Below are 23,752 nucleotides of genomic sequence, written 5' to 3'. Positions count from 1 at the left end.
TTATACCATACTTCAAGACTTCGCGGCTACAGGGAAAGAAGAAGAGGAAATTTGTATCCCCCCTATGGGCTTATATTTCTTCCTTTTTTTCAGTAAAATAATACTATATTAAACTATTCGTGGAAAAGAGGTCATTATCAATGCATATCCCTGAGAATTATCTGAGCCCTTCGACGTGCGGCGTCCTGGGGGCGGTCATGGTTCCGATCTGGCTGCTGTCGATCCGCAAGGTCAAGGAAACGGTCCCTCGTGAAAAGCTGCCCCTCCTCGGCGTCGCTGCGGCTTTTTCCTTCTTGGCCATGATGTTCAACGTTCCCCTTCCGGGCGGTACGACGGGTCATGCCGTCGGCGGCACGCTCATCGCCATCCTCCTCGGCCCCTACGCGGCCTGTCTCTCTGTCAGTGTGGCCCTTCTCATCCAAGCCCTCTTCTTTGGCGACGGCGGCATCTTAGCCTTTGGCGCCAACAGTTTCAACATGGCCTTTGCCTTGCCCTTTACGGGATATTTCGTCTATCACGGCGTAAAAAAACTCATCTCTTCGGATATCATCGCTGCCGGTATCGGCTCTTATGTCGGCATCAACGTCGCCGCCTTCTGCGCTGCCGTTGAATTCGGCATCCAGCCATTGATCTTCACCGATGCCGCCGGTCAGGCATTATACTGCCCGTACCCTCTGTCCATTTCCATTCCGGCCATGATGATCGGCCATATCACGATTTTCGGTTTGGCTGAAGTCATCTTCACGACAGGTGTCCTGGCCTACCTCAAAAAGACATCGCCCGCTTTATTTCATATGTCGGCTCCGGCCTCGTCGAGTAAATCCTTGTTCGGACTCTTGGCTGCCCTCATTTTGGCCACGCCTTTAGGGCTCTTAGCTGCCGGTACGGCTTGGGGCGAATGGGATGCGGAAGAACTGGCAGAAACGGATTTCTTCGGCTCGGCCTTAGGCTATACGCCGGCCGGTATGGAAAACGGCTTCTCCTTCGATGTCCTCATGCCGGACTATGCCATTGCAGGGCTCCCCGACGTTTTAGGCTATATCATTTCCGCCCTCGTCGGCACGGCCCTGTTGATCATCATCTTTAAAGTCATCGCGTCCTTCCTGCCGGCCAAGCCGTCCTTTGACACACCATCTCAGCATTAGGAGGCCTAAACGATGAAACTCCCCGAATGGGCGCAGCGTGAAGAAATTTATAATCCCGGCCGTGACCGGGATTATTTCATTTCCCGCTCTCTCCTGCGCTTAGTTTCTATATTGAAGGCCCTGCGCCAACAGCACGGCCCGTCGCGATGGTCCGTCGGTGCCGGTCCGGCCTTGCTGACGACCTTACTCATGATTCTCCTCATCGTCCTCTGTCGGACCATGGCCTTTCTCTGGGCTGTCCTGGCCGGTGAATTGGTCCTCCTGGCCTTCCATCCGGGACGTGAGCTGCGCACGACCTTGGCGGCAGCCCTTGCCGCTTCCGCCGTCTGTGCCGTCATCGTCACCCCGGCCTTTTTTCTCGGCAACGGACGCCACGTCTTTCTCCTGCCCTGTAAAACCTGTCTCACCGTCCTCTGTCTGATGCTCCTTCAGCAAAACGTGTCGTGGCACAAACTGACGGCCGCCCTCAAGGCCTTTCACGTTCCGTCGCTGGTCATTTTCATCTTGGATACGACCTTACGCTACATCGCCATCCTCGGCCAAGAATCGGCAGAACTCTTGACGGCCCTGAAACTGCGCTCCGTCGGCCATAATCCCGATAAAAAAGCGGCCCTCAGCGGCGTCGCCGGCATGATGCTGCAAAAGTCGCAGCGCCTCTCTCAGGACCTCTACGAAGCCATGCGCTGCCGCGGTTTCACCGGCGAATACCAAGTCTATGATGAGGGAAAAAGGCGTTCCTTGTCACCGGCTACGGGCGTGCTGCTCCTGATGCTCTTATCTTACGTCTATCTCTTCATCCGTTTGGAAGGAGTTCTTTCATGATTATTCTCGACGACGTCTGTTTTGCCTATGACGACAGACCCATTCTCAGTCACCTGACGGAGACGATCGAACCCGGTCAGGCCGTCCTCCTCACCGGGCCCAACGGCTCCGGCAAATCGACTCTCCTGCGGCTGTTGAACGGCCTTATATTCCCGCAGCTGGGGACCTATACCTTTGACGGCACGGTCATTACGGCGGCCAAGATGCGCGACCACCGCTATTCAAAATGGTTTCACCAGCGCATCGGCTATATCTGGCAGCATCCTGATTCGCAGCTCTTTTGCAGCAGCGTCCGCGAAGAATTGGCCTTCGGTCCCGTCCAAATGGGCCTCCCTTCCGAAGAAGTCAAAAAACGCGTCGATGATGCTATGGATCTGTTGGGCCTGACGAAACTGGCCGACAGGGCGCCTTATTCCCTGTCCGGCGGCGAAAAGAAGCGGACGGCTATGGCCTCCATCCTGACCATGAATCCCCAGATTTGGACCATGGACGAGCCGGAAAGCTACCTCGATGCCGACGGCCTTGCCTGGTTGGAAGATTTCCTGCCCAGCCTGAAAGCAGCCGGAAAGACCCTCATCGTAGCGACCCACCACGCCGGTATCATCGAAAAGATTATCGATAAAGAAATATCAATGAAGTCATAAAAAAACAGATGCAGACCTATTCGTAGGCTTGCATCTGTTTTTGATTGGCTTTCACACGTTCATTCATGGTGTTGATTTGTCCTGCTTTGTGCAAAGCCTGCCGTCCGGCATCGTATTTCCCCTGCCGAAAATACAGGACGGCCATGGCATTGGCAGCATCTGCCGACTGGGGTGAAAAGCGGAGGATTTCTCGGAAGGAACGCAGAGCCTCTTCATCGTTTCCGAGGTCCATGGTCAGCATTCCGCGATTATACCAGGCCTCTAAAAATTCGGGCCGAAGGGCAATGGCCTTATCATAACTTGTGAGGGAATCGTCGAGGTTCCCTCTTTTTTGCTGGGTCAAGGCCAGATCATACCAGGCTGCCGAAGACTCTTCATTTTGCTTTATGGCTTGGCGAAAATCCTCTTCGGCCAGCCAGTAATACCCTTTATGGAAGAAGACGATGCCCCGATAAAGATAGGACGTCGGGTCGTCCCTGTGGAGGATGACTTTTTCAAAGCCCGTCAGTAAATCATCGTCGCTCCCGTCCGGCGTCTGGGCTTCGGTCCACATCCAGAGGATTTCCTGACCGTAGTGCTTGCCGGGGACGGCCCAGCGACCATTGAGGCCGGTCCAATTCGTCACCTTTCCGTAGAGGTCGGGATGATTTTGAACGAGGAGTTCATAACGGGGATCTACGATAGCCGTTTTCGGCCGTTCCGGGCTGGCATAAGCCAAAAGATGCTGGATATGGGCGCGGACGCCGAGCTGCGGCGTGGCAAAACTGGCTCCGGGGGCCCCGTTTCCCGTTGCACCGAGGCCGCAGAAATTATTCTGCTCAGGCGACACGTCACCGCCATAGGCAAAGTATCCCGTCTCCTTCAAGGCCTGACAGAGGGCGACGTCGGGACGGATGCCTTCGCGGCCGGCTTCGTCGTAATAAGCTTGTACGACGTCTTCTAAGGGAGCGTTTAATTTAGGATTGGCATTGCGCTGACGGATGAAGCGGACCATCTGCGCCTGAGATACTGTCGCCGGCCCCATGATCGTATCGGAGCCTTCCGGCACGTCGAGGAAGGGCCGATCATAAGGCGGCAGCATCTGCCAGTGAGCCTTCTCGACAGCCTGTTTGTCAACACCTATTTTAGCTTGAACCGGAAGAGACACGAAAAAGGGCAGGCCCAACAGCACTGCCCCCATAAGGCCTGCCAAAAGGCCTCTTTTCAGCTTAGAATTCACGATAGATGCCCTTCTTCCGCTTAGCTTCCGTAGATTTAGAAATATACGTCCCCAGAACTAAGGGATAGCCCTTGCGCTCGATGATCCGGGCCATGTAATTCCGGAAGGGACAGGGCGGCCGGTGGTACGAGTCGGATACGACGCACGAGGCGAAATGGATGGTGACATTTTCTTTATCATCGCCGTAGCGCTTCATCTTCCGGGCCAAGTTTTCGAGCTTGGCTGAAATGCCGGCACCGCAGCAGCCGCCGCAGGTCATCATGAGAAACCGCGTATCGGCGGGATAATCAGCCATGGTGTCCACGCGGTTGGCGAAGGTATTCATACAGGCATAGCCGCTGCAGCGCTTGGTGACGATATCGCATTGGATGACGACGACTAATTGGGACATAAGGTTCCCTCCTTTTAGTTATATACGTAGGTATTCAAGAAATCCTGAGTCCAAGCCGGATCGATGCGGGCCAGCACCGGTTCTTCTTTCGGCAGATTTTCCGATAAAGACTGTTCAAACTGGTTGTACAAGGGGCTGAGGCCGTCCTTAAAATCAATATAGGCGCCCTGTTCCGAGGCCTTGTCGAAGAATACCAGGCGAAGGGAGCCGTCATCCTGGCTGACAAAGTGGCAGCTCGTAACCTTAAAGTCCTTATCCTGTTCCTTAAATTGAGCCAGGGCTGCGGCTTTGGTCAATTCCATCAAGCGGTCATCGAGGCCGGCTTCAAAGATTGTTATTTTTTCCAGCAAATCTTCTTTCGTCCGGACCAGGCGGAAAATATACTGATTGGCACTCATGCGTTCAAAGACCTGGTGATTGTCCGCCATATCACGGTCAGCCCGCTGTTCGTCATTCTCAGTCGGCCCGTAAAACACCATGAAGCGACGCGCTGCGTCGTGATATAAGAAACCGTAGTCGATATTCACCGTCGTGCCGCAGTGCGGGCAGTGATAGTGAAAGGCGTCTAAGGACGCGATGCTGTCCTTCATTTCCGGGTTTTCGGCGATGTCGACACTATCCCAAACGGTAAAATTCCCGGCCTTTTGACAGGCAGGACACGTGATTTCTTCTTGGTGCTGCATACTCATGATGAATACCTCTCTTCTCTGCCACCGTAGATGGCGTTTTTTTTATTATACCACAATCATAAGACCGGGCATACGGCCGGAGTCGGTCTCAAAGGAAGCCTTCTAAGCACCGCTGGTCACACGCAGTCCGACGATACCGGCGACGATGAGAGCGACCGACAAGACCTGCCAGGGCGACAGGGATTCGTGAAAGAAAATCAGGCCGGCGATGACGGTTCCGACGATGCCGATACCCGTCCAAATGGCATAGGCCATGCTGATGGGAAGATGACGCAGGGCCAAACTCAGAAAGATGAAGCTGCCGGCCATGGCGACCAACGTAAGGACACTGGGCACGAGCCGTGAAAATCCGTGAGTATATTTCAGGCCCACGGCCCAGCCCATTTCTAAAATACCGGCAATCAATAAGTAAATCCAAGACATATAAATCCTCTCCTTCTCTAAAAAAAAGGTACGCTGCACGATTCCAACAAAGGCCTACTGGAATCGTATCGCGTACCCGGCGGTAATCTATATATGCAGTTAACATGTTTCTACGGGTGGCATTCTATCACAGAAATTTTCCCTTGTCAACAGTCCCGTCCTGTATGGAAAGTATCGTGGCATCTACAGAAAATCTCTTTCAGATAAACGTTTGATCTTTTACAACCTACAGACAGACAAGAGCGGATATGCTATAGTAAAAACAGCAACTGTGAAGGGGGGCATCTCCATGAAAGACGCCTATGTAAAATTCATGCTGGCAACGGTCATTTACGGTACTAACGGCATCATTGCCAGCCACATTCCGCTGTCGAGCTACGAAATCGTCCTGACCCGAACGGTCCTGGGCAGCCTGTTTTTAATGGTCCTGACGACCTTCCGCCATGAATGGAGTACCCTCCATCAGATGACGCCCAGGGAATGGCTGCTCTTAGTCCTGGCCGGCGTCTTTCTGGGCGGGAACTGGATTTTTCTCTATGAAGCCTACCAGCATATCGGTGTCAGTTTGGCCACTCTCTTGTGTTATATCGGGCCTATTTTGATCATGATACTGTCGCGGTTCGTCTTTAAAGAGCCCTTCACCCTTCCCAAAGTCACAGCCATGATTTTGGTCACCTTAGGCATCATGGCCATCAACGGAGCCGACTTTAAGGCTCACGGCCTGTCCTGGGGCGTCGCCTGCGGCTTTCTCGGCGCCGTCTGCTTTGCCCTCTTGATCATCGTCATGAAAAAAGCAAAACCCATGACGGGTTTCTTTTCCCCGGCCTGTCAGCTCGTCGTCGCCTCCCTCCTCGTCGGCGCCGTTACCTATACTATCCCGACTCCGGCCGTCGATTTAACCCTCCAAGACCTGTCCTACATGGCCATATTAGGCATCATCAATACGGGCCTCGGCTATGCCCTTTATTTTACCGGCGTTCAACGCCTGTCGGCCCAGAGCGTTTCCATCTGCGGCTACTTCGAACCCTTCACGGCCCTCCTCTTGTCGGCCTTGATTCTCGGTGAAATCCTAACGCCCATGCAGTGGCTCGGCGCCGTCCTCATCCTCGGCGGCGTCGCCTTGAGTGAATTATGGCATCCCCGCAAAAAAAGACAAGAAGCATTGTAACGCCTCGGTCATGCCGTCCTGTCGATATGCCAGGACGGCATATTCGGTAAAAGCGTCGGCTAAGGGAATGACTCGAAGCCCCGGATAGGCATCGCCCTGATGGAGGGGCAGGACGGCAAAGCCCTGGGACATGCTGACCGTCAAGAGCTGCTCGGACAAGTTCTTACAGCGATGGATTTCTTCAAAGTCCTGATGAAAAGCCTGTCGAAAATTATTCCGTATCTTCTCGACATAAGCCGGGCTGTCCGACTTGGTCACAAAGGGCGCATGGCCGACGACGGCTTCGATGTCCCCATATCGTTCCCACAGGGAATTGGCGCAGACAAAGGACTGACGAATAGAAAACAATGGCCGATACGTAAAGGAGTCCTTCACCGCCTGGGCGTCAGAAAAGACGAATCCGTCGAGGAGACCGGCTGCTAAATGACGCTCTAAGTCGGCCACGTCATCAAAACTGAAATACAATTTATATTCCGGATAGGCTTCTTCAAACCGGCGCAGCCATAAGGCTTCGACGTATTCCTGCATGGCCATTCCCAGACGGATTTCGGTATGCCCCTTCCGCCGCAGAGAATCGCGCAGCTCTTTATAAGACCGGCAAATCCCCTTCATGCCCTCGTAAAAACGGCGGCCTTCTGCCGTGAGTGACACACCGCGGTGTTCCCGGTAGAAAAGCGGACACCCCAGGTCCCGTTCCAAATTAGTAATATATTTTGTCATCGTCGTCTGGGCAATGTGGCAGTTATGGGCAGCCTGGGTAAAATTATTCAGCCTGGCCGCTTCTAAAAAATACCGTATCTTGGAAAGATCCATGGCCATCCTCCTCATCCATCACTTTTTTTCATGGCAAAGGCCGCAGGTTTCATTAGTCAGGACACATCAGGCATGATAAAATAAGGAAGTTTCAAGAAAGGAGTCTTGCCAATGAATTACTTTTCCATCGTCCTTGTGCAAATCATCGGCTTCGTCATCTACATCCTTATCGGTATTGCCGGCGTACGGATGAAAGTCTTGACCCCTCGTTCTCTCGGCGTCTTATCGCAGTTCATTACCAAGATATCCCTGCCCCTGCTCTTATTCACCAATACCCTCAACGGGGCGACGCGCCAAGAGTTCGTCGACGACCTTCCGGTCTTGGCCGTAACGGCCCTGCTTTATTTTTTATTATACCCCCTCAGCCGACTTTTGGCACGCCTGTTCAGCCTAAAGGGCAATGAAAATCACGTCTACAGCGCCTGTTCCATGTTCGGCAACATCGGCTTCATGGGCATCCCCATCGTAGCTGCCGTCTTTCCCGAACAAGGCATGCTCTATATCGCCTTATTTACCGTCGTCGACCAGCTCCTGCTGTGGACGGTAGGCGTCAATTTAACGGCGCCAACAGATAAGGAAAACGCCATGTCCATTGCCAGCCGCCTCTTAAAGATGGTCAACCCGGCAACGATTGCCGTCACCTTAGCCGTCATCGGCATCTTTATGGAGGCCCATCTGCCGCAGTCCATCAATATTCCGCTGACGAAGGCCGGTGCCGTGACGACACCCTTGGCCATGATTTACATGGGCGGCTTATTCTGCTTCATCGACCTGAAAAAATACATTGGCAAAAAAGAGTTTTATGGCACGGTCCTGGTCAAGATGTGCCTCTTTCCCATTTTCTTCTACGAACTGGGCACGATGTTAGGCGTCATGAACGACATCGTCATCACCTTGAGCCTCCTCTCTGCCCTTCCTACCATGGCCGCCGTCGTCATGCTGGCTCAAAATCAGCAGTCCGCCGGAGAATATGCCGCCGGCATGACCTTAGTGACGACGATCTGCTCCATCTTCACCCTGCCCTTGGTCTGTCTCTATTTCGGCTAACTCAATTTCACGCAGAACAAAAGCTGTCCCATGAGGACAGCTTTTTTCGTGTAGACAACCTGATTCATGAACTTGTCAAACTTACGCGCAGGCAACATGGGAAGGCTCCGGCCAGGCTCAAACGCAGCGTATCTCCTCCCCATGCAATCACAGTCCCCCTGCTGCAATAAAACATCTTATGAAGCCATAAAACCAGCCTTTTCAGGACTGTCGGAAAGGCCATAAAGGATCCGCTGTTCCCGTATGACGAAGAAAATGGAAATGATAAGGGCCAAGGCGTCACTGATGGGCTGGGCCATGAAGATACCATTGATGTCCCACAGTACAGGCAGCATATAGATGAGCGGGATGAGGAACAGAATCTGCCGTAAAAAGGTGATGACGATGGAAGGCATCGGTTTGGCAATGGACTGGAAGAATGTCGTCACCAGCATGACAAAGCCCAGAATCGGGGTGATGCAGAAATTGGCCCGCAGTCCGGGAACGCCGATGGCCAGCATATCTTCCGTAGCCCCAAAAGCCGCCAGAATGGCCTCGGGAAATACCATGATCAGAATCCAGATGATGCAGGTAATGCCGACCGAAAAAGCGGAGGCCTGATATAAGGTGGCCATGACCCGATGGTACTGTTTCGCTCCGAAGTTGTTGCCGACGATGGGCTGAATCCCCTGGCTGATACCGCTGGCCGGCATGATGACAAAGGTCATCATACTAGAGACGACGGCGTAGACACTGATGGCCGTATCGCCGCCGTATTGGCCTAATTGGCTGTTATAGACGAGGCTGATGAGACCCATGGCCATTTGGGCAATCCAAAAGGCAAAGCCGCAGGAAATGATAGTCCGCGACAGCCAGGCATCGAAGGCAAAGGTATCCCGTTTGATTTCGACCTTCGTATGGCCTTTCCAAACGAGGTAAGCCCCAAAAAAGGCCGAAAGGAATTGACCGATAACCGTCGCCCAAGCTGCACCGGTGACGCCCCAGTCGAGGCCGGCCACAAAGACGGCGTCGAGGAGGATGTTGGTCACGGCCCCGACAGCCGTTACGCCCATCCCCAGGACGGGCTTTCCGGAAACGCGAACAAAGTCGCAAAAAACCTGGCTCAGCCCTTGAAAGAGGCAGCCCAGGGCCACGATGCGGTAATAAGCGAGGGCGTATTCATAAGCCGTTTCGGTAACGCCGAACACCTTTAGGATAGGATCGGCAAACAGCAGCAAAAAGACGGACAGCAGCACTTCAAAGACGATGACTAAAATCAGGGAATTGCCAAAGGAACGGTTCATATTCTCCTGTTCCCCTTTTCCGGAAAACAGGCTGAACAGAGACGATCCGCCGGCGCTGCAAGTCAGGCCGAAAGCCATCATCATGTAAAAAAGAGGAAAGCAAATCGAAAGACCGGCCAAGGCCGACGTGCCGTTGAAGTTGCCTACAAAGATCCGGTCGACGATGTTATAAATGGCTGTAATCAAAAGAGAAATAGCCGCCGGAATGGAGTATTTTAAAATCATGGGAAAGAGCTTTCCCGTCGAAAAATCATTTTTTTCATTCATATTAAAGTGCCTCGCCTTTCTATCATATCTTAGTTTCCTAAGTATTTAGTTAAAGAGAAAGGACAACGCGTCTGCCCTTTCAGTCAGACAGGTTATCCATCATCTTCTCAACGACCTTCACAAAGACTTGCAGGTCCTTTTTAGAAATGTCCTTGATCAGTCTTTCATCTAAGGCCGTCAAATCGTCTATGACTTGCTGCCGATACCGCAAGGCCCTTTCCGTTAAGACAATCTTTTTTAAGCGGTTGTCATGGGCGGCCGCCTCACGGGTAATGAGTCCGTTCTTTTCCATCTGCTTTAAGAGCTCCGTTGCCGTCGACGGCCGGATGCCGAACTCTTCTTCAAGATCTTTTTGGAAGACGTCTTCTCTTTGGGCCAGCAAAAAGTGAAGGGTCCGCCCTTGAGAGCCGCTGAATTCACCGCGGGACGGAAGCATCTCTAACTTTCGGCGCAGCTTGTTGGACAATTTGCTGACATAACTTCCAATATGTCGGTTATTCGATATCATGGCACCCTCCTATTTCTTAGTTTCCTAAGTAATTGTATCTCAAATACGACGGCCTGTCAATAAGGCATCCGGCGCATAAAAAATCACCGTCAAGGACAAAATCCCTGACGGCGACGGTTTTCCCGCTATAGTTCATGTATGCATTTTTACAAAAAGTGGTGGTCATGACACGGATACGAGGCTTACCAATCCAATTTTCCCGTCATGAGGTAGACCAAGAGTCCTTTTTCGGCATGACGTCTGTTTTCGGCTTCGTCGAGGATCGTTTCCAAATGAGCTTCCATGACGTCTTGGCTGATTTCATAGCCCGGATGGATGGGCATATCATGGAATACCATGGTGTCCGTCCCTTCCATGAGGGCTGCGTCGATTTGATAGGGCATCATCATGTTGATGATCTTGTCTTTCTTTTCGGCGTAATCGGGATTGGTGAAAAATTCCATGTCGACCCAGGTATCGGTGTAGACGCAGTCGACGTCAGCGACGACTTTCTTGAGGTCTTCTTTAGAAATATCCGTCGGCAGTTCTTTATAATGGCCGGTCTCTGCCAAGGTGTCGTAAAAGTCAGCCGGCACGTTGGTGATCTGACTGAAGGGCGTCAAGCCGTACATGGTACCGCCCAATTTGACGACGATTTCACTGAGCGAGTTGTAGGTATTATTTTTAGCCCCGATATAGAGGACCTTGGCTTCAAAGCGTCCCGTCTTTTCATAGAGGGTCAGCATGTCGGCCAGGGCCTGAGACGGATGGAAGGTATTGTCACAGCCGTTGATGACGGGAACCGTGGCATATTTCATGAAGCCTTCCGTCGTTTCGGCCTTCTTGAACCGGCCCATGATGCAGTCAACGTTGCGGCAGACGTACTTGACTTCGCTCATGAGGTCGCCAATGGTGAAGTTGCTGTCCTTCCAGAGCTGGTTGTAGGCCTTGCCGCCCAATTCTTCCATGCCGATGGAAAAGGACAAATAAGTCCGGTTCGACGTCTTTTCAAACAAGGTATATAATTTTTTGCCGTCGAGAATATGGCTGTAAGCGTCTTGATTCTTTTTAATCTTGTCGGCCAATAATAAGATGCCTTTCAATTCTTCGGCTGTATAATCGATAAAGCTGTTGGCGTGTTTCATGTATATCCATCCTCTCATCCTGTAAGACTATAACTTGTTGATGGCTATATCATAGCACAAGGCCTTTCCTTTATCAAGTATTTATACGTAATTTTCTTTAATTTATACATATAAATCAATTTCATGCAGCGCAAGCTCCTTTCCGGAGACGCAAAAAACCGGTAATCACGATGATTACCGGTCCAAAAGGTCTATGTGTTACTTTCCGATTAAGCTTTAACTACGTTAGCTGCCTGCGGTCCGCGCGCACCTTCAACAATATCGAATTCAACATCCTGACCTTCGGCCAAGGATTTGAAACCATCTTCCTGAATGGCAGAGAAATGAACGAAAACGTCGCCGCCGTCTTCTCTTTCGATGAAGCCATAACCTTTTTCTGCGCTAAACCATTTTACTTTACCGTGCATGATAAATCCTCCTAAAAATCAAAACAATTACAGCTATCCATAGCAAGTGCTACCTTATAGCTCTTTTGTTAGTGTAACATAACAGATTGCTAATGTCAATCGAATTTATATAAGTAAATTCCCGAGTATTTCCTTATTTTTTTACATAATGAGCAAAGGCAAACTTATATTTATTATTATTATTTTTATCATGGACTTCCCGTTCTGTTTCTGTCCACTCGTCGCTCTTCCACTCCGGAAAGAACGTGTCAGCACCGGGAAAAACTTCGTCGATTTCGGTCAGATAGAGGCTGTCCGCCAAGGGCAAAAAGGCGCGGTACATGGCGGCCCCGCCGATGATGAAGTAGTCTTCCTCCGCCTTCATAGCGGCACACATGGCCTCCGGGCTGTGAAAGAGGGTCACTGCCGGACTATCGACATGGTAGTCCGCCTGATGGGTCAGGACCCAATGAGGGCGTCCCGGCAGAACACCCGGCAGGCTTTCAAAGGTCTTGCGGCCCATGAGCATCGTGTGATTCATGGTGAGGGCCTTGAATCGCTTCAAGTCGGCTGAAATATGGCATAAGAGGTCGTTGTCCCGGCCGATGCCCCGGGATCTGTCGACGGCGGCAATGAGATGGATCATCAGACGGCCACCTCCATGGACAGTTTGCCCAAATGCTGATAATCGTCAAGACGGATGTCGTCCGGTGTAAAGGCGTAGAAATCGTGAATGTCCTTGTTAAGTATCAATTTAGGAGCATCCAAGGCCTGATTTCGGCGGGCCAGCTGGGTCTTCATGGCTTCGACGTGATTTTCATAGATATGGGCATTGTTGATGACGTGCGTAAAGAGGCCCGGACGGAGGCCGGCAGACCTGGCAATGAGGTGGATGAGAACGGCATACTGGGTCATGTTGAAGGGTACGCCCAGGCCCATATCGCCGCTGCGCTGAATGAGCATACAGTTCAAGCGGCCGTCAGTGACATCCCACAAGGTCTGGTAGGCACAGGGCTGGAGGGCCATGTCATCCAAATCCTCGATATTCCACAAGGATACGATCATGCGCCGGCTCTGGGGATCGTTTTTCAGGGTATCCAAGAGCTTATCCACCTGCTTATACTTCCGGATCTGATAGCCGTAAGCCTTGCCGATGGTCCCGTCAGGACGCATCCATTCGTCCCAAACGTGGCAGTTCATCTTCTGCAGCTCCCGCACATCGTTGCTCTGGAGCTGCCAAATCCAAAGGATTTCTTTGACGGCTGTCTTAAAGGCCACGAACTTCGTCGTCAAGATGGGAAATTCATGTTCCAAATCGAACTGCATCATCTGATGGGGCAGCTTGTACGTCCGCACCCCCGTGCGGTTGTTGTCGAAATAGCCGTGGTCGAGGATATTTTCGACGATATTCAGGTATTGTGTATCGGCCATGCTCATGTAGTATCACCTCAAAATTACTGATTATTCATATAAGACTGAATGGCGCTGATGAAACTGCGGCCATATTTATGCAATTTAAAACTGCCGACGCCCTTGATGTCACCCATGGCGTCGAGGCTGCTCGGCTTAAGGGCTGCCATATCCCACAAGGTGGCATCGGAAAAAATGACGAAGGGCGGAATGTTTTCGTCCTTGGCTAAGTCGCGGCGAACGGCCCGCAGGGTGTCGAACAAGGGGCGCAGGGTCTCTTCGTCAAAGGTCCCGGCACTGCGTTTTTGCCGGCGTTTGGGAATGGCCGCCGGAATCTCTTCAACGACTCGTTTCTGCTGAACGATGCGTTTATGGCCCCCCATCGCCTGCCTTCCGTCTGCCGTCAGGGAGACGACGGGATACTTTCCGTCAGACTGCTCGAGATAGCCGTCGTCGATGCACTGGCGCACCATATCGCGAACTTCGGACAGGGAAAAATTACCGAGCATGCCGAAGACGGCATTGCGGTCAAAGCCATAGCGGCGAATCTTAGCATTCTGACTCCCTTTCAGGATGTCGGACACCATGGTCAGGCCAAAGCGCCCTTTCAGTTCGTCGACGCAGAGGCAGATGCTGCGCACCTGTTCGGTCATGTCCTCTTCGACCGTTTCCTGGTCACAATTGCCGCATTTATCGCAGTGCTCCCACGACGGATGCTCACCAAAATACGACAGAATATAATGGCGCAGGCAGTGGTTGCCTTCACAGTAGCGAACCATGGCATGGAGCAGGCGGAATTCGACCTCCTGCTGTTTGGCGTCGCGAGTCGATTGCTCGATGAGGAATTTCTGGATCATGATATCCTGGCGGTTAAAGAGGAGGATACAGTCCCCCGGTGCCCCGTCGCGGCCGGCTCTGCCGGCTTCCTGGTAGTAACTTTCGATGTTTTTCGGCATCTGGTAATGGATGACGTAGCGGACATTGCTCTTGTCGATGCCCATGCCGAAGGCGTTGGTCGCTACGATGACCTGGATTTTATCGTAGGTAAAGGCTTCCTGCATGGAACGGCGCATCTCGTCGCTGAGACCGGCATGGTAACGGCCGGCCTTGATGCCCCGCCGATTCAGTTCATCACAGATGCGGTCGACTTCCTTGCGCGTCGCCGCATAGATGATCCCGCTGTCCTCTTTATGCTTGGCAATGTAGGACAAGGTGAACTCCATCTTAGCCTTGGCATGAACGACGCGGAAATAGAGGTTGGGCCGGTCGAAGCCGCCGATAAAAATGCGTTCCTTTTGAAGGCCTAAGAGGGACATCATGTCGTGCTTGACCTTTTCCGTCGCCGTCGCCGTAAAAGCCCCGACGACAGGCCGCTTGGGAAGGGCTGCGATCCAGTCGCGGACGGTGCAGTAACTGGGCCTAAAATCATGGCCCCATTGAGAGACGCAGTGGGCTTCGTCGATGATGAACATGGAAATGGGCAGGGTCTGCATGAAAGCCGTAAAGAACTGATTCTCCAGTCTTTCCGGCGAGATATAGACCAGCTTGATGCGGCCGGCACGGATGGCAGCAAAGCGGGCCTTCACTTCTTCAAAGGTACACTGGCTGTTGATATATGTCGCCGGTATTTCCTGATTGACCAGACTGTCTACCTGGTCTTTCATCAGGGAAATGAGCGGTGAAATGACTAAGGTCACGCCGGGCATCATCAGGGCCGGAAGCTGGAAGCAGATCGACTTCCCCGCCCCGGTCGGCATGATTGCCAGGCAATCGCGGCCGTCGAGCAGGGTCTGAATGACTTCGTGCTGGCCCGGCCGGAATGACGAATAGCCAAAATACTGTTTTAACAATGATTCAATTTGAAGCATGAAACAAGGCATCCTTCCTTGAGTGAACGTACAAAGGGAGCTGCCGCAAAGCGACAGCTCCCTTATATCATATCATTTTTAGGCTTATTTTGCCAATTCTTCTTTCAGTACTTCAGCTAAGCGTTTGATACCTTCTACGATGCGTTCTTCCGGCATGTTGGAGTAGTTGAGGCGGAAGTGGTTAGCATTGCCGCCATGCGGGTAGAACGGACCGCCCGGCACGTAGGCAACGTTTTTCGCTAGGACTTTAGGCATGAGTTCTTTCGCATCCATGCCTTCGGGCAACGTTACCCACGTGAACAGGCCGCCTTCAGGGTATGTAAAGGTGATGCCTTCAGGGAAGTATTCTTTCATCGAATCGCACATGAGATCGCGGCGTTTTTTGTACAATTCTTTGATCTTTGCAACGTGATCATCGAGATCGTACATATCGATGAAGAAGGAAGTCTGGCGCTGACCGAAGGACGAGGACTGGAGGTCGACGGCCTGTTTCAGCTTAACGACTTTATCAATGATGACCGGATCAGCAACCATCCAGGCAATACGCAGGCCCGGCATGAGGATCTTCGAGAAGGAGCCGAGGAAGATGATGTTGCCCTTGGTATCCATCGATTTGAGGGACGGAACTTTGTCGCCGTCGAAACGGAGTTCGCCGTACGGATCGTCTTCGAGAACCGGGAAGTCATAGCGGTTGATGATGTCCATGAAAGCTTTGCGGCGTTCCATCGGCCAGGTAATGCCCGTCGGGTTCTGGAATTCAGGAATAACATACATCATGCGGACGCGGTCGCCGTATTTTGCCAAGATTTTTTCGAGTTCTTCCGGGATGATGCCTTTGTCGTCCGTCGGAACTTCGACAAATTCAGGACCACAGAGTTTAAAAGCGTTAATAGCGCCGAGGTAGGTCGGGCTTTCTACGAGAACGACGTCACCGGGGTTGAGGAAAATCTGAGCCAAGAGGGACAGACCCTGCTGGGAGCCGGACGTGATGACGATGTTTTCAGGGGTGCAGTCGACCATGAAGGATTTTTTCATGCGGCCTGCGATCTGTTCGCGAAGGGGCGTGTAACCTTCGGTCGTGCCGTACTGCAGGGCTGCCTGGCCTTCTTTGGTCAATACAGCTTCGTCAACTTTTTTGAGATCTTCTGTCGGGAACAGTTCCGGAGCCGGCAGGCCGCCAGCGAAGGAAATAATTTCCGGCATGGTCGTCAGTTTCAAGAGTTCACGGATTTCAGAGGCTTTCAAATTCATAGCTAAGTTGGAAAATTGCATATTCACTCACTCCTTCATAATTGTGCATAGCGCATATCTATGTTTATATAGTATCATTTAAATTACTTTTATGCAATTAAACGTTTATGTCATAGCTACATTCTCATTTATGCAAACCTATAAATTCGTGGGTATTATGGTCAATTACTGATAATACCAAAAGTAAACTCCATAAAATATTAAGTAATTCATGTAAAAAATTTTTAAAAAAAATAAAAAAAGAAAAGACGCCCTCGGGAGAGAGCGTCTCATTTCCTGCAAAGTTTAATTATTTTCCCATCTTTTCTTTCAAAACTTCAGCTAAGCGTTTAATGCCTTCGACGATGCGGTCTTCCGGCATATTGGAGTAGTTCAAGCGGAAGTGATTGCCGTTGCCGCCGTTAGGATAGAAGGCTCCGCCCGGGACATAAGCGACTTTCTTTTCGATGACTTCCGGCATGATGGCCTTGGCATCGATGTTTTCGGGAAGGGTAACCCAAGTGAACAGGCCGCCTTCCGGATAGGTAAAGGAAAGGCCCTGAGGGAAGTATTTTTTCATCGAATCGTACATCAAGGTGCGGCGTTTGCCGTAGAGTTCGCGGATCTTGGCGACGTGAGCGTCGAGGTCGTACATGTCGATGTAGTACGAAGCCTGGCGCTGAGCAAAGGACGAAGACTGGAGGTCGACGGTCTGTTTCAGCATGACCGCTTTTTCAAGGATGTCATGATGAGCGACCATCCAGCCGATACGAAGGCCCGGCATGAAGATTTTCGAGAAGGAACCGAGGAAGATGACGTTGCCCTTGGTATCCATCGATTTCAAGGTCGGCATGGTCTGGCCTTCATAGCGGAGTTCGCCGTACGGATCGTCTTCGATGACCGGGATATCATGTTTATTCATGATATCCATGACGGCTTTGCGCCGTTCCAGAGGCCAGGTGATACCCGTCGGGTTCTGGAATTCCGGGATGACGTACATCAGGCGTACGCGGTCGCCGTACTTTTCAATAGCCTTTTCCAAGGCTTCCGGTACCATGCCCTTGTCGTCCGTTTCGACTTCGACGAACTGGGGGAAATTGACGGCAAAGGCGGTCGTAGCGCCCATGTAGGTCGGGCTTTCAACGAGGACGACGTCGCCTTCGTTCAAAAAGAGTTGGCCGAGAAGAGACAGGCCCTGCTGAGAGCCGGCGGTAATGATAATGTCTTCATAGGTGCAGTCCGTATTAAAGGACGATTTCATGCGGGCAGCAATCTGTTTGCGCAGCGGAATGTAGCCTTCCGTCGTGCTGTACTGCACGGCCTGACGCCCTTCTTTCTTCAAAATTTCCACGTCCACCTTCATCATTTCGTCAATCGGGAATAATTCCGGAGCCGGAAGACCGCCGGCAAAGGAAATAATTTCCGGATTTTCAGTGACTTTCAGGATTTCACGGATGTCAGATGCGTGCAAACTTTTTGCTTCTTCAGAAAACATTACCATAAAACTTCACTCCTATCTATTGACTTGCTTTCGATACGACGTATAACAACCCGTCGTAATGGTTTTTATTATACCACTTCAGAGTGTGTTATTCTACATTTTTTATGAAAAAAAACAGGAAAAGTTGCTCGAATTAAGAAATTCGTAAGCAAAACCTTTTCCTGTTAACGGTTTTTATTCATTTTTATCAGCTGCAAAAAACTGCTGCGTCGCCTTTTCGTCTTCTTTCATCTGGGCGATGAGGTCGTCTGCCGAGGCAAAGACTTCTTCACCGCGCAGGCGCTTTCGAAAACGCAGACTGACGTTCTTGCCGTAAAGATCCTTATCCCAGTCGAGGACGTGGGTCTCGATGCGGCGGTACTGGTTCTCAAAGGTCGGGTTGTCGCCGATATTGGTCATGGCCGGGTGCCCTTCCCCATCCCACCACAGTTCGGTCACATAGACGCCGTCCGGCGGAATGGCCATGTTGATGGGAATGAGCATATTGGCCGTAGCAAAGCCGATGGTCCGGCCGCGGTGGTCACCGGGTACGATGGTCCCGGTCAAGGCAAAGGGGCGGCCCAGAAGGTTTTCAGCTGTCTCCATGTGGCCCATTTGAATAAGTCTTCGGATGACGGTGCTGCTAATGGGTGTCGTACCGCCGGGCCGTTCGAGCAGAGTCAGGGCTTCGACGGGAATAGCGTAGTCCGCCATGAAGGCTTTCATCGTGTCCGTATTGCCGGCCGCCTTAGCTCCGTACGTAAAGTTGGAGCCGACGACGATGACCGACGGATGAATATAAGTCACGAGATTCTGACAAAATTCCTCCGGCGATTCACGCAAGAGCCCTTCACTCATGGGCAGGAGGACCAAGCCGTCGATGCCGACGGCTTCGATGTACTCTGCCTTTTGGGCGATTGTCGCCAAGCGAAGCGGTTCTTTTTCCGGGCATAAGACCGACATGGGATGAGCCGTGAAGGTGACCACCATGGTTTTCACACCGCCGGCTGCAGCCCGCTTGATGGCTGTCTTCATGACCATCTGATGGCCTTTATGGATGCCGTCAAAGGTCCCGAGGGCCACGACGGCGCCCGTAAAGCCGGTTATTTCCTGAAAGGAGTGGAATATTTCCATCGTTAGTTACCTCACAATCCGTCTGCAAACATCTTATGGGGACGCAGGATATGGTGCTGTTCATCGTAGCGGACGATGCCCATCAATCGCCCGTCAGGGCCATAGACACGCAGCACGTCTCCATCGGTGAGGTTCGGCCCGGCAAAGGGCACAGGCCGCCCCTGAAGGAGAAAATCACACTGCTTGGTCGAGCAGTTAGCCCGCCTTATATCGTGAATGGCCATGTCGGCCGGAAGGACATAAGACGCAGGATCTTGTTCCAACATTTCTAAGGTCGCTGCTTCTTCAATGGTAAACAGACCGGCCCGGGTTCGGACAAGATAGGTCATGCAGGCGCAGGTCCCAAGGGCCGTCCCCAAATCGCGGATGAGGGATCGGACATAGGTTCCCTTAGAGCAAGTCACGGCAAAGGTACCGCGCCGGCCGTCAAAGGACAGGAGTTCCAGACTGTGGATTGTCACCTGCCGCACAGGCAAGGTGAAATCCCGGTCCTGGCGGGCCAATTTATAGGCCTTGACGCCGTTGACGTTAATGGCCGAATACTTCGACGGCGCTTGTTCGATATCGCCGCAGAAAGAGGACAGGACGCGGCGGACATCTGCTTCGGAAAGATCCGGAACCGGCATCCGTTCGACGACCGTCCCCGTACTGTCTTCGGTATCGGTTGCCAGCCCCAGGACGAATTCGGCATGGTAGGACTTGACGTCGCTGTCGCCGTATTCGATGAGGCGCGTCGCCTGCCCGGCATAGACCGGCAGGACACCGGCTGCCAAGGGGTCGAGGGTACCGGCGTGGCCCATCTTCTTCATGCCGTAAATGCGCCGCAGGCAGCCGATGACGTCGTGGCTCGACATTCCCGTCGGCTTCAGTACATTAATGATTCCATGTATCATAAGCGCTTTTCAATTTCCTTTACGATGATCGCCTTAGCTTCATCTAAAGGCTTTTCGATGGTACAGCCGGCAGCCCGAATGTGCCCGCCGCCGCCGAAAGAAGCGGCCACAGCATTGACGTCGATGCCTTTCGAGCGCAGGCTGACCCGCGTTTCTTCAGGGCCGATGTATTTTACCGTAAAGGCCACTTCAGCGCCCTTGATGCGGCGGGCATAGTCGATATAGATGCCCGTGTGCTCGCCGATGACGGAAAGGAGTTCCGGCGTGTAGGACAGGCAGGAAATGCGGCCGTCGGCAAAGAGTTCCAGCTGATCGAGAACCTTCGACAAGGCCCGGAGCTTGTTGAGTGACCGAGCGTCGAGATGGTCTGAAATGACGTCGGGCTGCGCACCGTTGTCGACGAGGATGGCTGCCATGCGCAGGGTATGGCCCGTCGTGTTGTTAAACTTGAAGAAGCCGCAGTCTGTGGCGATGGCCGTATAGAGGGCATCGGCTATGGCCGGAGACCACGTGATATGCCACTGGTCAAAGAGGTAGGTCAGGATTTCTCCCGTCGCCGCATAGTCGGGCTTAAAATATTCCCACTGGGCAAAATGCTCATTCGAGACGTGATGATCGAGGTTCAAAACCTTGCCGCAGACGAGGTCAGCTGTCTTACCGATCCGTCCTAAACCTGTCGCATCGAGGACGACCGTCAGCCACGAGGCATCGGTTTTGACCTGGTCGGGCCGGCAAATAGCCGACAAGCCATCGAGGAAGTTATAGCGGTCGTCAATGTCATCGTCGATGACCATGACGGCATCCTTCCCTTCTGATTTCAACCAATGCCACAAAGCCAAGACGCTCCCTAAGGCATCGCCGTCAGGACTGACATGGGCCGTCACCAAAATGTGGTCATAGTGGTGAAGGAGGGTATAGATTTCCTGGGCGGAGCAATTCATGTCATCAGTCCTTCTTTTCAATGTCGTGCAGAATCTTATCGATTTTCATCCCATAGTCAAGGGACGTATCTTCTTTAAATACAATGGACGGCGAATAGCGGATGCCGAGGCGTTTTCCGACTTCCGTCCGAATATAGCCGGTGGCGCGTTTCAAGGCCTCTAAGGTCTTTTTTTTCGCTTCGTCGTCGCCAAAGAGGCTGACGTAAATCGTCGCGTCGCGCAAGTCGCCGGTGATGCGGGCATCGGTAACGGTGACGAAACCGATGCGCGGATCTTTTAATTCATTCAGGAGCATCTTCGATACTTCCTGTTTAATAAATTCCTGGATTTTTCGTACTCGTAATTCTCCCATCGAATGTCCCCTCCTTTATTCGGGTTCGACTTCGACCATTTCGTAGGCTTCGATTTCGTCGCCTTCCTTGATGTCGCGGTACTTTTCAAGGGTAACGCCGCATTCGTAGCCCGAAGCGACTTCCTTGACGTCATCTTTAAAGCGGCGCAGGCCGTCGATTTCGCCTTCGTGAACGACGATGCCGTTACGGATCAGGCGGATCTTAGACGTGCTGGTGATCTTCCCTTCCTTGACATAGGAGCCGCCGACGATGACCTTCGGCGTCGTAATGACTTTACGGACTTCGGCACGGCCGATAATCTTTTCTTCGTATTTCTTTTCGAGCATGCCCTTGATAGCCGCTTCGACGTCGTTAATGGCGTCGTAAATGACGCGGTACATCCGCATGTCGACCTTTTCGTGTTCGGCCATTTTACGGGCAGCCGCATCGGGACGGACGTTAAAGCCGATGATGAGGGCGTTCGAAGCCGAAGCCAGCATGATATCCGATTCGTTGATGGCGCCGACGCCGGAGTGGACGATGGCAATGCGGACTTCGTCGCTCTTGATGCCCATTAAGGACTGGCTGAGAGCTTCGACGGAACCTTGGACGTCGCCCTTGATGATAAGCGGCAGTTCCTTCAATTCCCCTTGCTGGATCTGGTTGAACAAGTCGTCGAGGGTAACCTTGGCATTGACGTGGAGTTCGGACGAACGTTTCTTTTCCATTCGTTTTTCAGCAACGGAACGAGCCGTTTTTTCGTCGGTTACGTTCAAGATGTCGCCGGCTTCCGGTACGTCATTGAGGCCGAGGATTTCGACAGGCAGGGACGGTTCAGCTTTCTTGACCCGTTCGCCCCGTTCGTTGTTCATGGCACGAACTTTCCCGAAGGCCGTACCGACGATGATCGTATCGCCGACGCGAAGAGTCCCTTTCTGGATGAGGACGGATGCGACAGGACCGCGGCCCTTATCGAGTTTGGCTTCGATGACGACGCCTTGGGCCGGACGGTTCGGGTTCGCTTTAAGATCCTGTACTTCTGCCAAGACGAGGATGTTTTCGAGGAGTTCGTCGAGACCGATTTTCTTATGGGCCGAAACGGGAACCATGATGGTATCGCCGCCCCAGTCTTCACTGATGAGGCCGTATTCGGTCAGCTGCTGCATGACGTGTTCCGGATTGGCACTTTCTTTATCGATCTTATTGATGGCGACGATGACCGGTACGCCTGCCGATTTGGCATGGTTGATGGATTCAATCGTCTGAGGCATGACGCCGTCGTCTGCAGCGACGACGAGGACGGCAATATCTGTAACCTGAGCGCCGCGGGCACGCATAGCCGTAAAGGCTTCGTGGCCCGGCGTATCCATGAAGGTGATCTTCTTGCCTTCGTAACGGACCTGGTAAGCCCCGATGTGCTGGGTAATGCCGCCGGCTTCGTGGCTGGTGACATTGGTCTGACGGATGGCGTCGAGAAGGCTCGTTTTACCGTGGTCAACGTGACCCATGATGGTAACGACAGGCGGACGGGTTTTCAGGGTTTCCGGGGCATCGATGATTTCTTCGATTTCCGTCGGATCTTCCGGCGGAGCTTCCATGGTAACGGTGACGCCGAATTCATCGGCAATCAAAGAGGCCGTATCAAAGTCGAGTTCCTGGTTGATTGTCGCCATGATACCTCCCATGAGGAGCTTCTTCATGACTTCACCGACATCGCGGCCCAGCCGTTCTGCGAAATCTTTAACGATGATCGTTTCCGGCAGTTCAACCGACGTCGGATAGTTCTTCTTCGGCATTTCAGCCGCGACAGGAGCCTGATTTTTCTGATTCCGCTTGTTTTTATGCTTGCCCTTGTTTAATACGTTGGACAAGAGCGTATGCGGACGGCTGCCGCCGTTATTGCGGTTGTTGCGGTTCTGCTGGCCGCCGCGGCGATTGTTGTTCTTATTGTTGCCGCCGCTGCGGTTAGCGCCTTCGTTTCCGCCCTGCTGGGAGTTGCCGAAGTAGCGGGTACGTTTCGTATCGCCGCCCTGACGGTTCTGCTGGCCGCCTTTATTGCCGCTCTGATGCTGGCGGGAAGCACCCTGCTTTTGACCGGCCTGGGCATTTTTAGCGTTATGGCCCTGTTGACCTTGCTGCCCCTGTTGGCGTTTGGCATTCTGGTTCTGGGTATTCTGCGTTCCCTGATTGTTCTGTCTGCGCGGGTTGCTCTGTTTTCTGTTTTTATTCTGTCGGCTCGTTTCGTTCACTGTTCGGCTATTTCCTTCCCCTGTCGTTTTATGTTCCTGTTTCTTTTCCGTTTTTCTTTCCGGTCTGCTTTCCGGCTTCCTTTCCGGCTTCCTTTCCGGTTTGCGGTCTGCCTTGGCATCTCCCTTGGGACCCCTTTTAAAGGCTGCGTCGAGGATGCCCTTCATCTTATCATCGATGCTGGTAAAATTACCGGCTTTAATCTGATGATCTTCTAACGTCTTTCTAACGATTGTCGTAGAAACGCCGTATTCTTTCGCGACTTCGTATAATCGTTTCGTCATCTAG

The 23,752-nt window shown here is 52.3% G+C and carries 24 protein-coding genes; 5 read left to right on the top strand and 19 right to left on the bottom strand.

Going from position 1 to position 23,752, the window contains the following annotated elements:
• The first annotated feature begins 140 nt into the window (after positions 1–140).
• From cbiM to UCI88_RS08165, 3 genes are read left to right on the top strand one after another with little or no spacing between them, the layout of a single operon-like run.
• Positions 141–1,145 carry a cobalt transporter CbiM gene (gene cbiM, locus UCI88_RS08175; protein WP_256179352.1) on the top strand — a complete coding sequence of 335 codons (1,005 nt, stop codon included), beginning with the start codon at positions 141–143 and terminating at the stop codon, positions 1,143–1,145.
• A 12-nt stretch (positions 1,146–1,157) separates the two neighbouring features.
• On the top strand, positions 1,158–1,967 hold the full coding sequence (locus tag UCI88_RS08170) for an energy-coupling factor transporter transmembrane component T (protein WP_044503571.1): 810 nt from the start codon (positions 1,158–1,160) through the stop codon (positions 1,965–1,967).
• On the top strand, positions 1,964–2,611 hold the full coding sequence (locus UCI88_RS08165; RefSeq protein WP_044503570.1) for an energy-coupling factor ABC transporter ATP-binding protein: 648 nt from the start codon (positions 1,964–1,966) through the stop codon (positions 2,609–2,611). Before UCI88_RS08170 ends, UCI88_RS08165 begins: the two co-directional genes overlap by 4 nt.
• Positions 2,612–2,627: 16 nt before the next feature.
• On the opposite strand, the gene UCI88_RS08160 is transcribed toward UCI88_RS08165, so the two are convergent.
• The 4 genes from UCI88_RS08160 to sugE form a co-directional block, all read right to left on the bottom strand.
• Positions 2,628–3,830 carry a tetratricopeptide repeat protein gene (locus tag UCI88_RS08160; protein WP_256179353.1) on the bottom strand — a complete coding sequence of 401 codons (1,203 nt, stop codon included), beginning with the start codon at positions 3,828–3,830 and terminating at the stop codon, positions 2,628–2,630.
• Positions 3,820–4,221, bottom strand: coding sequence for a CGGC domain-containing protein (locus tag UCI88_RS08155; protein ID WP_044503569.1), 402 nt, complete (start codon positions 4,219–4,221; stop codon positions 3,820–3,822). The genes UCI88_RS08160 and UCI88_RS08155 overlap by 11 nt, the downstream gene beginning before the upstream one ends.
• Before the next feature lie 14 nt (positions 4,222–4,235).
• Positions 4,236–4,910: a CpXC domain-containing protein gene (locus UCI88_RS08150; protein ID WP_044503568.1), complete on the bottom strand. Its 675-nt coding sequence runs from the start codon at positions 4,908–4,910 to the stop codon at positions 4,236–4,238.
• A 102-nt stretch (positions 4,911–5,012) separates the two neighbouring features.
• On the bottom strand, positions 5,013–5,333 hold the full coding sequence (gene sugE, locus UCI88_RS08145) for a quaternary ammonium compound efflux SMR transporter SugE (RefSeq protein ID WP_044503567.1): 321 nt from the start codon (positions 5,331–5,333) through the stop codon (positions 5,013–5,015).
• 289 nt (positions 5,334–5,622) lie between these two features.
• Here sugE and UCI88_RS08140 point away from each other — a divergent pair, with 289 nt between their 5' ends.
• Positions 5,623–6,501 carry a DMT family transporter gene (locus UCI88_RS08140; RefSeq protein ID WP_044503566.1) on the top strand — a complete coding sequence of 293 codons (879 nt, stop codon included), beginning with the start codon at positions 5,623–5,625 and terminating at the stop codon, positions 6,499–6,501.
• On the opposite strand, the gene UCI88_RS08135 is transcribed toward UCI88_RS08140, so the two are convergent.
• A complete protein-coding gene (locus UCI88_RS08135) occupies positions 6,463–7,314 on the bottom strand; it encodes a LysR family transcriptional regulator (protein ID WP_256179354.1) in 852 nt (283 codons plus the stop codon). The genes UCI88_RS08140 and UCI88_RS08135 overlap by 39 nt on opposite strands.
• Before the next feature lie 111 nt (positions 7,315–7,425).
• On the opposite strand from UCI88_RS08135, the gene UCI88_RS08130 reads away from it, so the two are divergent.
• The gene (locus UCI88_RS08130) at positions 7,426–8,361 is read left to right on the top strand and encodes an AEC family transporter (protein WP_256179355.1); all 936 of its coding nucleotides are present in this window, start codon (positions 7,426–7,428) and stop codon (positions 8,359–8,361) included.
• Positions 8,362–8,537: 176 nt separating this feature from the next.
• On the opposite strand, the gene UCI88_RS08125 is transcribed toward UCI88_RS08130, so the two are convergent.
• From UCI88_RS08125 to infB, 14 genes are all read right to left on the bottom strand, one after another.
• Entirely contained in the window at positions 8,538–9,911 is a 1,374-nt protein-coding gene (locus UCI88_RS08125; protein ID WP_256179356.1) for an MATE family efflux transporter, read from the bottom strand.
• Between the two features lie 79 nt (positions 9,912–9,990).
• Positions 9,991–10,419 carry a MarR family winged helix-turn-helix transcriptional regulator gene (locus tag UCI88_RS08120; RefSeq protein WP_256179357.1) on the bottom strand — a complete coding sequence of 143 codons (429 nt, stop codon included), beginning with the start codon at positions 10,417–10,419 and terminating at the stop codon, positions 9,991–9,993.
• A gap of 182 nt (positions 10,420–10,601) precedes the next feature.
• The gene (locus UCI88_RS08115; protein ID WP_256179358.1) at positions 10,602–11,543 is read right to left on the bottom strand and encodes an ornithine carbamoyltransferase; all 942 of its coding nucleotides are present in this window, start codon (positions 11,541–11,543) and stop codon (positions 10,602–10,604) included.
• Positions 11,544–11,752: 209 nt separating this feature from the next.
• Positions 11,753–11,953, bottom strand: coding sequence for a cold shock domain-containing protein (locus UCI88_RS08110; protein WP_218055521.1), 201 nt, complete (start codon positions 11,951–11,953; stop codon positions 11,753–11,755).
• A 130-nt stretch (positions 11,954–12,083) separates the two neighbouring features.
• On the bottom strand, positions 12,084–12,575 hold the full coding sequence (locus tag UCI88_RS08105) for a dihydrofolate reductase (RefSeq protein WP_044503560.1): 492 nt from the start codon (positions 12,573–12,575) through the stop codon (positions 12,084–12,086).
• The gene (locus UCI88_RS08100) at positions 12,575–13,366 is read right to left on the bottom strand and encodes a thymidylate synthase (protein WP_044503559.1); all 792 of its coding nucleotides are present in this window, start codon (positions 13,364–13,366) and stop codon (positions 12,575–12,577) included. The genes UCI88_RS08105 and UCI88_RS08100 overlap by 1 nt, the downstream gene beginning before the upstream one ends.
• Positions 13,367–13,383: 17 nt before the next feature.
• Entirely contained in the window at positions 13,384–15,207 is a 1,824-nt protein-coding gene (recQ, locus tag UCI88_RS08095; protein WP_256179360.1) for a DNA helicase RecQ, read from the bottom strand.
• An 84-nt stretch (positions 15,208–15,291) separates the two neighbouring features.
• Positions 15,292–16,479, bottom strand: coding sequence for an aminotransferase-like domain-containing protein (locus UCI88_RS08090; RefSeq protein WP_256179361.1), 1,188 nt, complete (start codon positions 16,477–16,479; stop codon positions 15,292–15,294).
• A 268-nt stretch (positions 16,480–16,747) separates the two neighbouring features.
• Positions 16,748–17,938, bottom strand: a complete 1,191-nt coding sequence (locus UCI88_RS08085) for an aminotransferase-like domain-containing protein (RefSeq protein WP_256179362.1) — start codon at positions 17,936–17,938, stop codon at positions 16,748–16,750.
• Positions 17,939–18,112: 174 nt separating this feature from the next.
• Entirely contained in the window at positions 18,113–19,051 is a 939-nt protein-coding gene (locus UCI88_RS08080) for a bifunctional riboflavin kinase/FAD synthetase (RefSeq protein WP_256179363.1), read from the bottom strand.
• A gap of 11 nt (positions 19,052–19,062) precedes the next feature.
• On the bottom strand, positions 19,063–19,944 hold the full coding sequence (gene truB, locus UCI88_RS08075; RefSeq protein WP_256179364.1) for a tRNA pseudouridine(55) synthase TruB: 882 nt from the start codon (positions 19,942–19,944) through the stop codon (positions 19,063–19,065).
• The gene (locus tag UCI88_RS08070; protein WP_256179365.1) at positions 19,941–20,885 is read right to left on the bottom strand and encodes a DHH family phosphoesterase; all 945 of its coding nucleotides are present in this window, start codon (positions 20,883–20,885) and stop codon (positions 19,941–19,943) included. The genes truB and UCI88_RS08070 overlap by 4 nt, the downstream gene beginning before the upstream one ends.
• A 4-nt stretch (positions 20,886–20,889) precedes the next feature.
• Positions 20,890–21,237, bottom strand: a complete 348-nt coding sequence (gene rbfA, locus UCI88_RS08065; protein WP_044503552.1) for a 30S ribosome-binding factor RbfA — start codon at positions 21,235–21,237, stop codon at positions 20,890–20,892.
• Positions 21,238–21,252: 15 nt separating this feature from the next.
• A complete protein-coding gene (gene infB / locus UCI88_RS08060; RefSeq protein ID WP_256179366.1) occupies positions 21,253–23,748 on the bottom strand; it encodes a translation initiation factor IF-2 in 2,496 nt (831 codons plus the stop codon).
• Between the last annotated feature and the right edge of the window lie 4 nt (positions 23,749–23,752).

Origin of the sequence: Megasphaera massiliensis, assembly GCF_036305205.1 — a bacterium.
Taxonomy (GTDB): Bacteria; Bacillota; Negativicutes; order Veillonellales; family Megasphaeraceae; genus Megasphaera; species Megasphaera massiliensis.
Note: the sequence above shows the minus strand (reverse complement) of the source record. Positions and strands in the feature narration are given on the sequence as shown.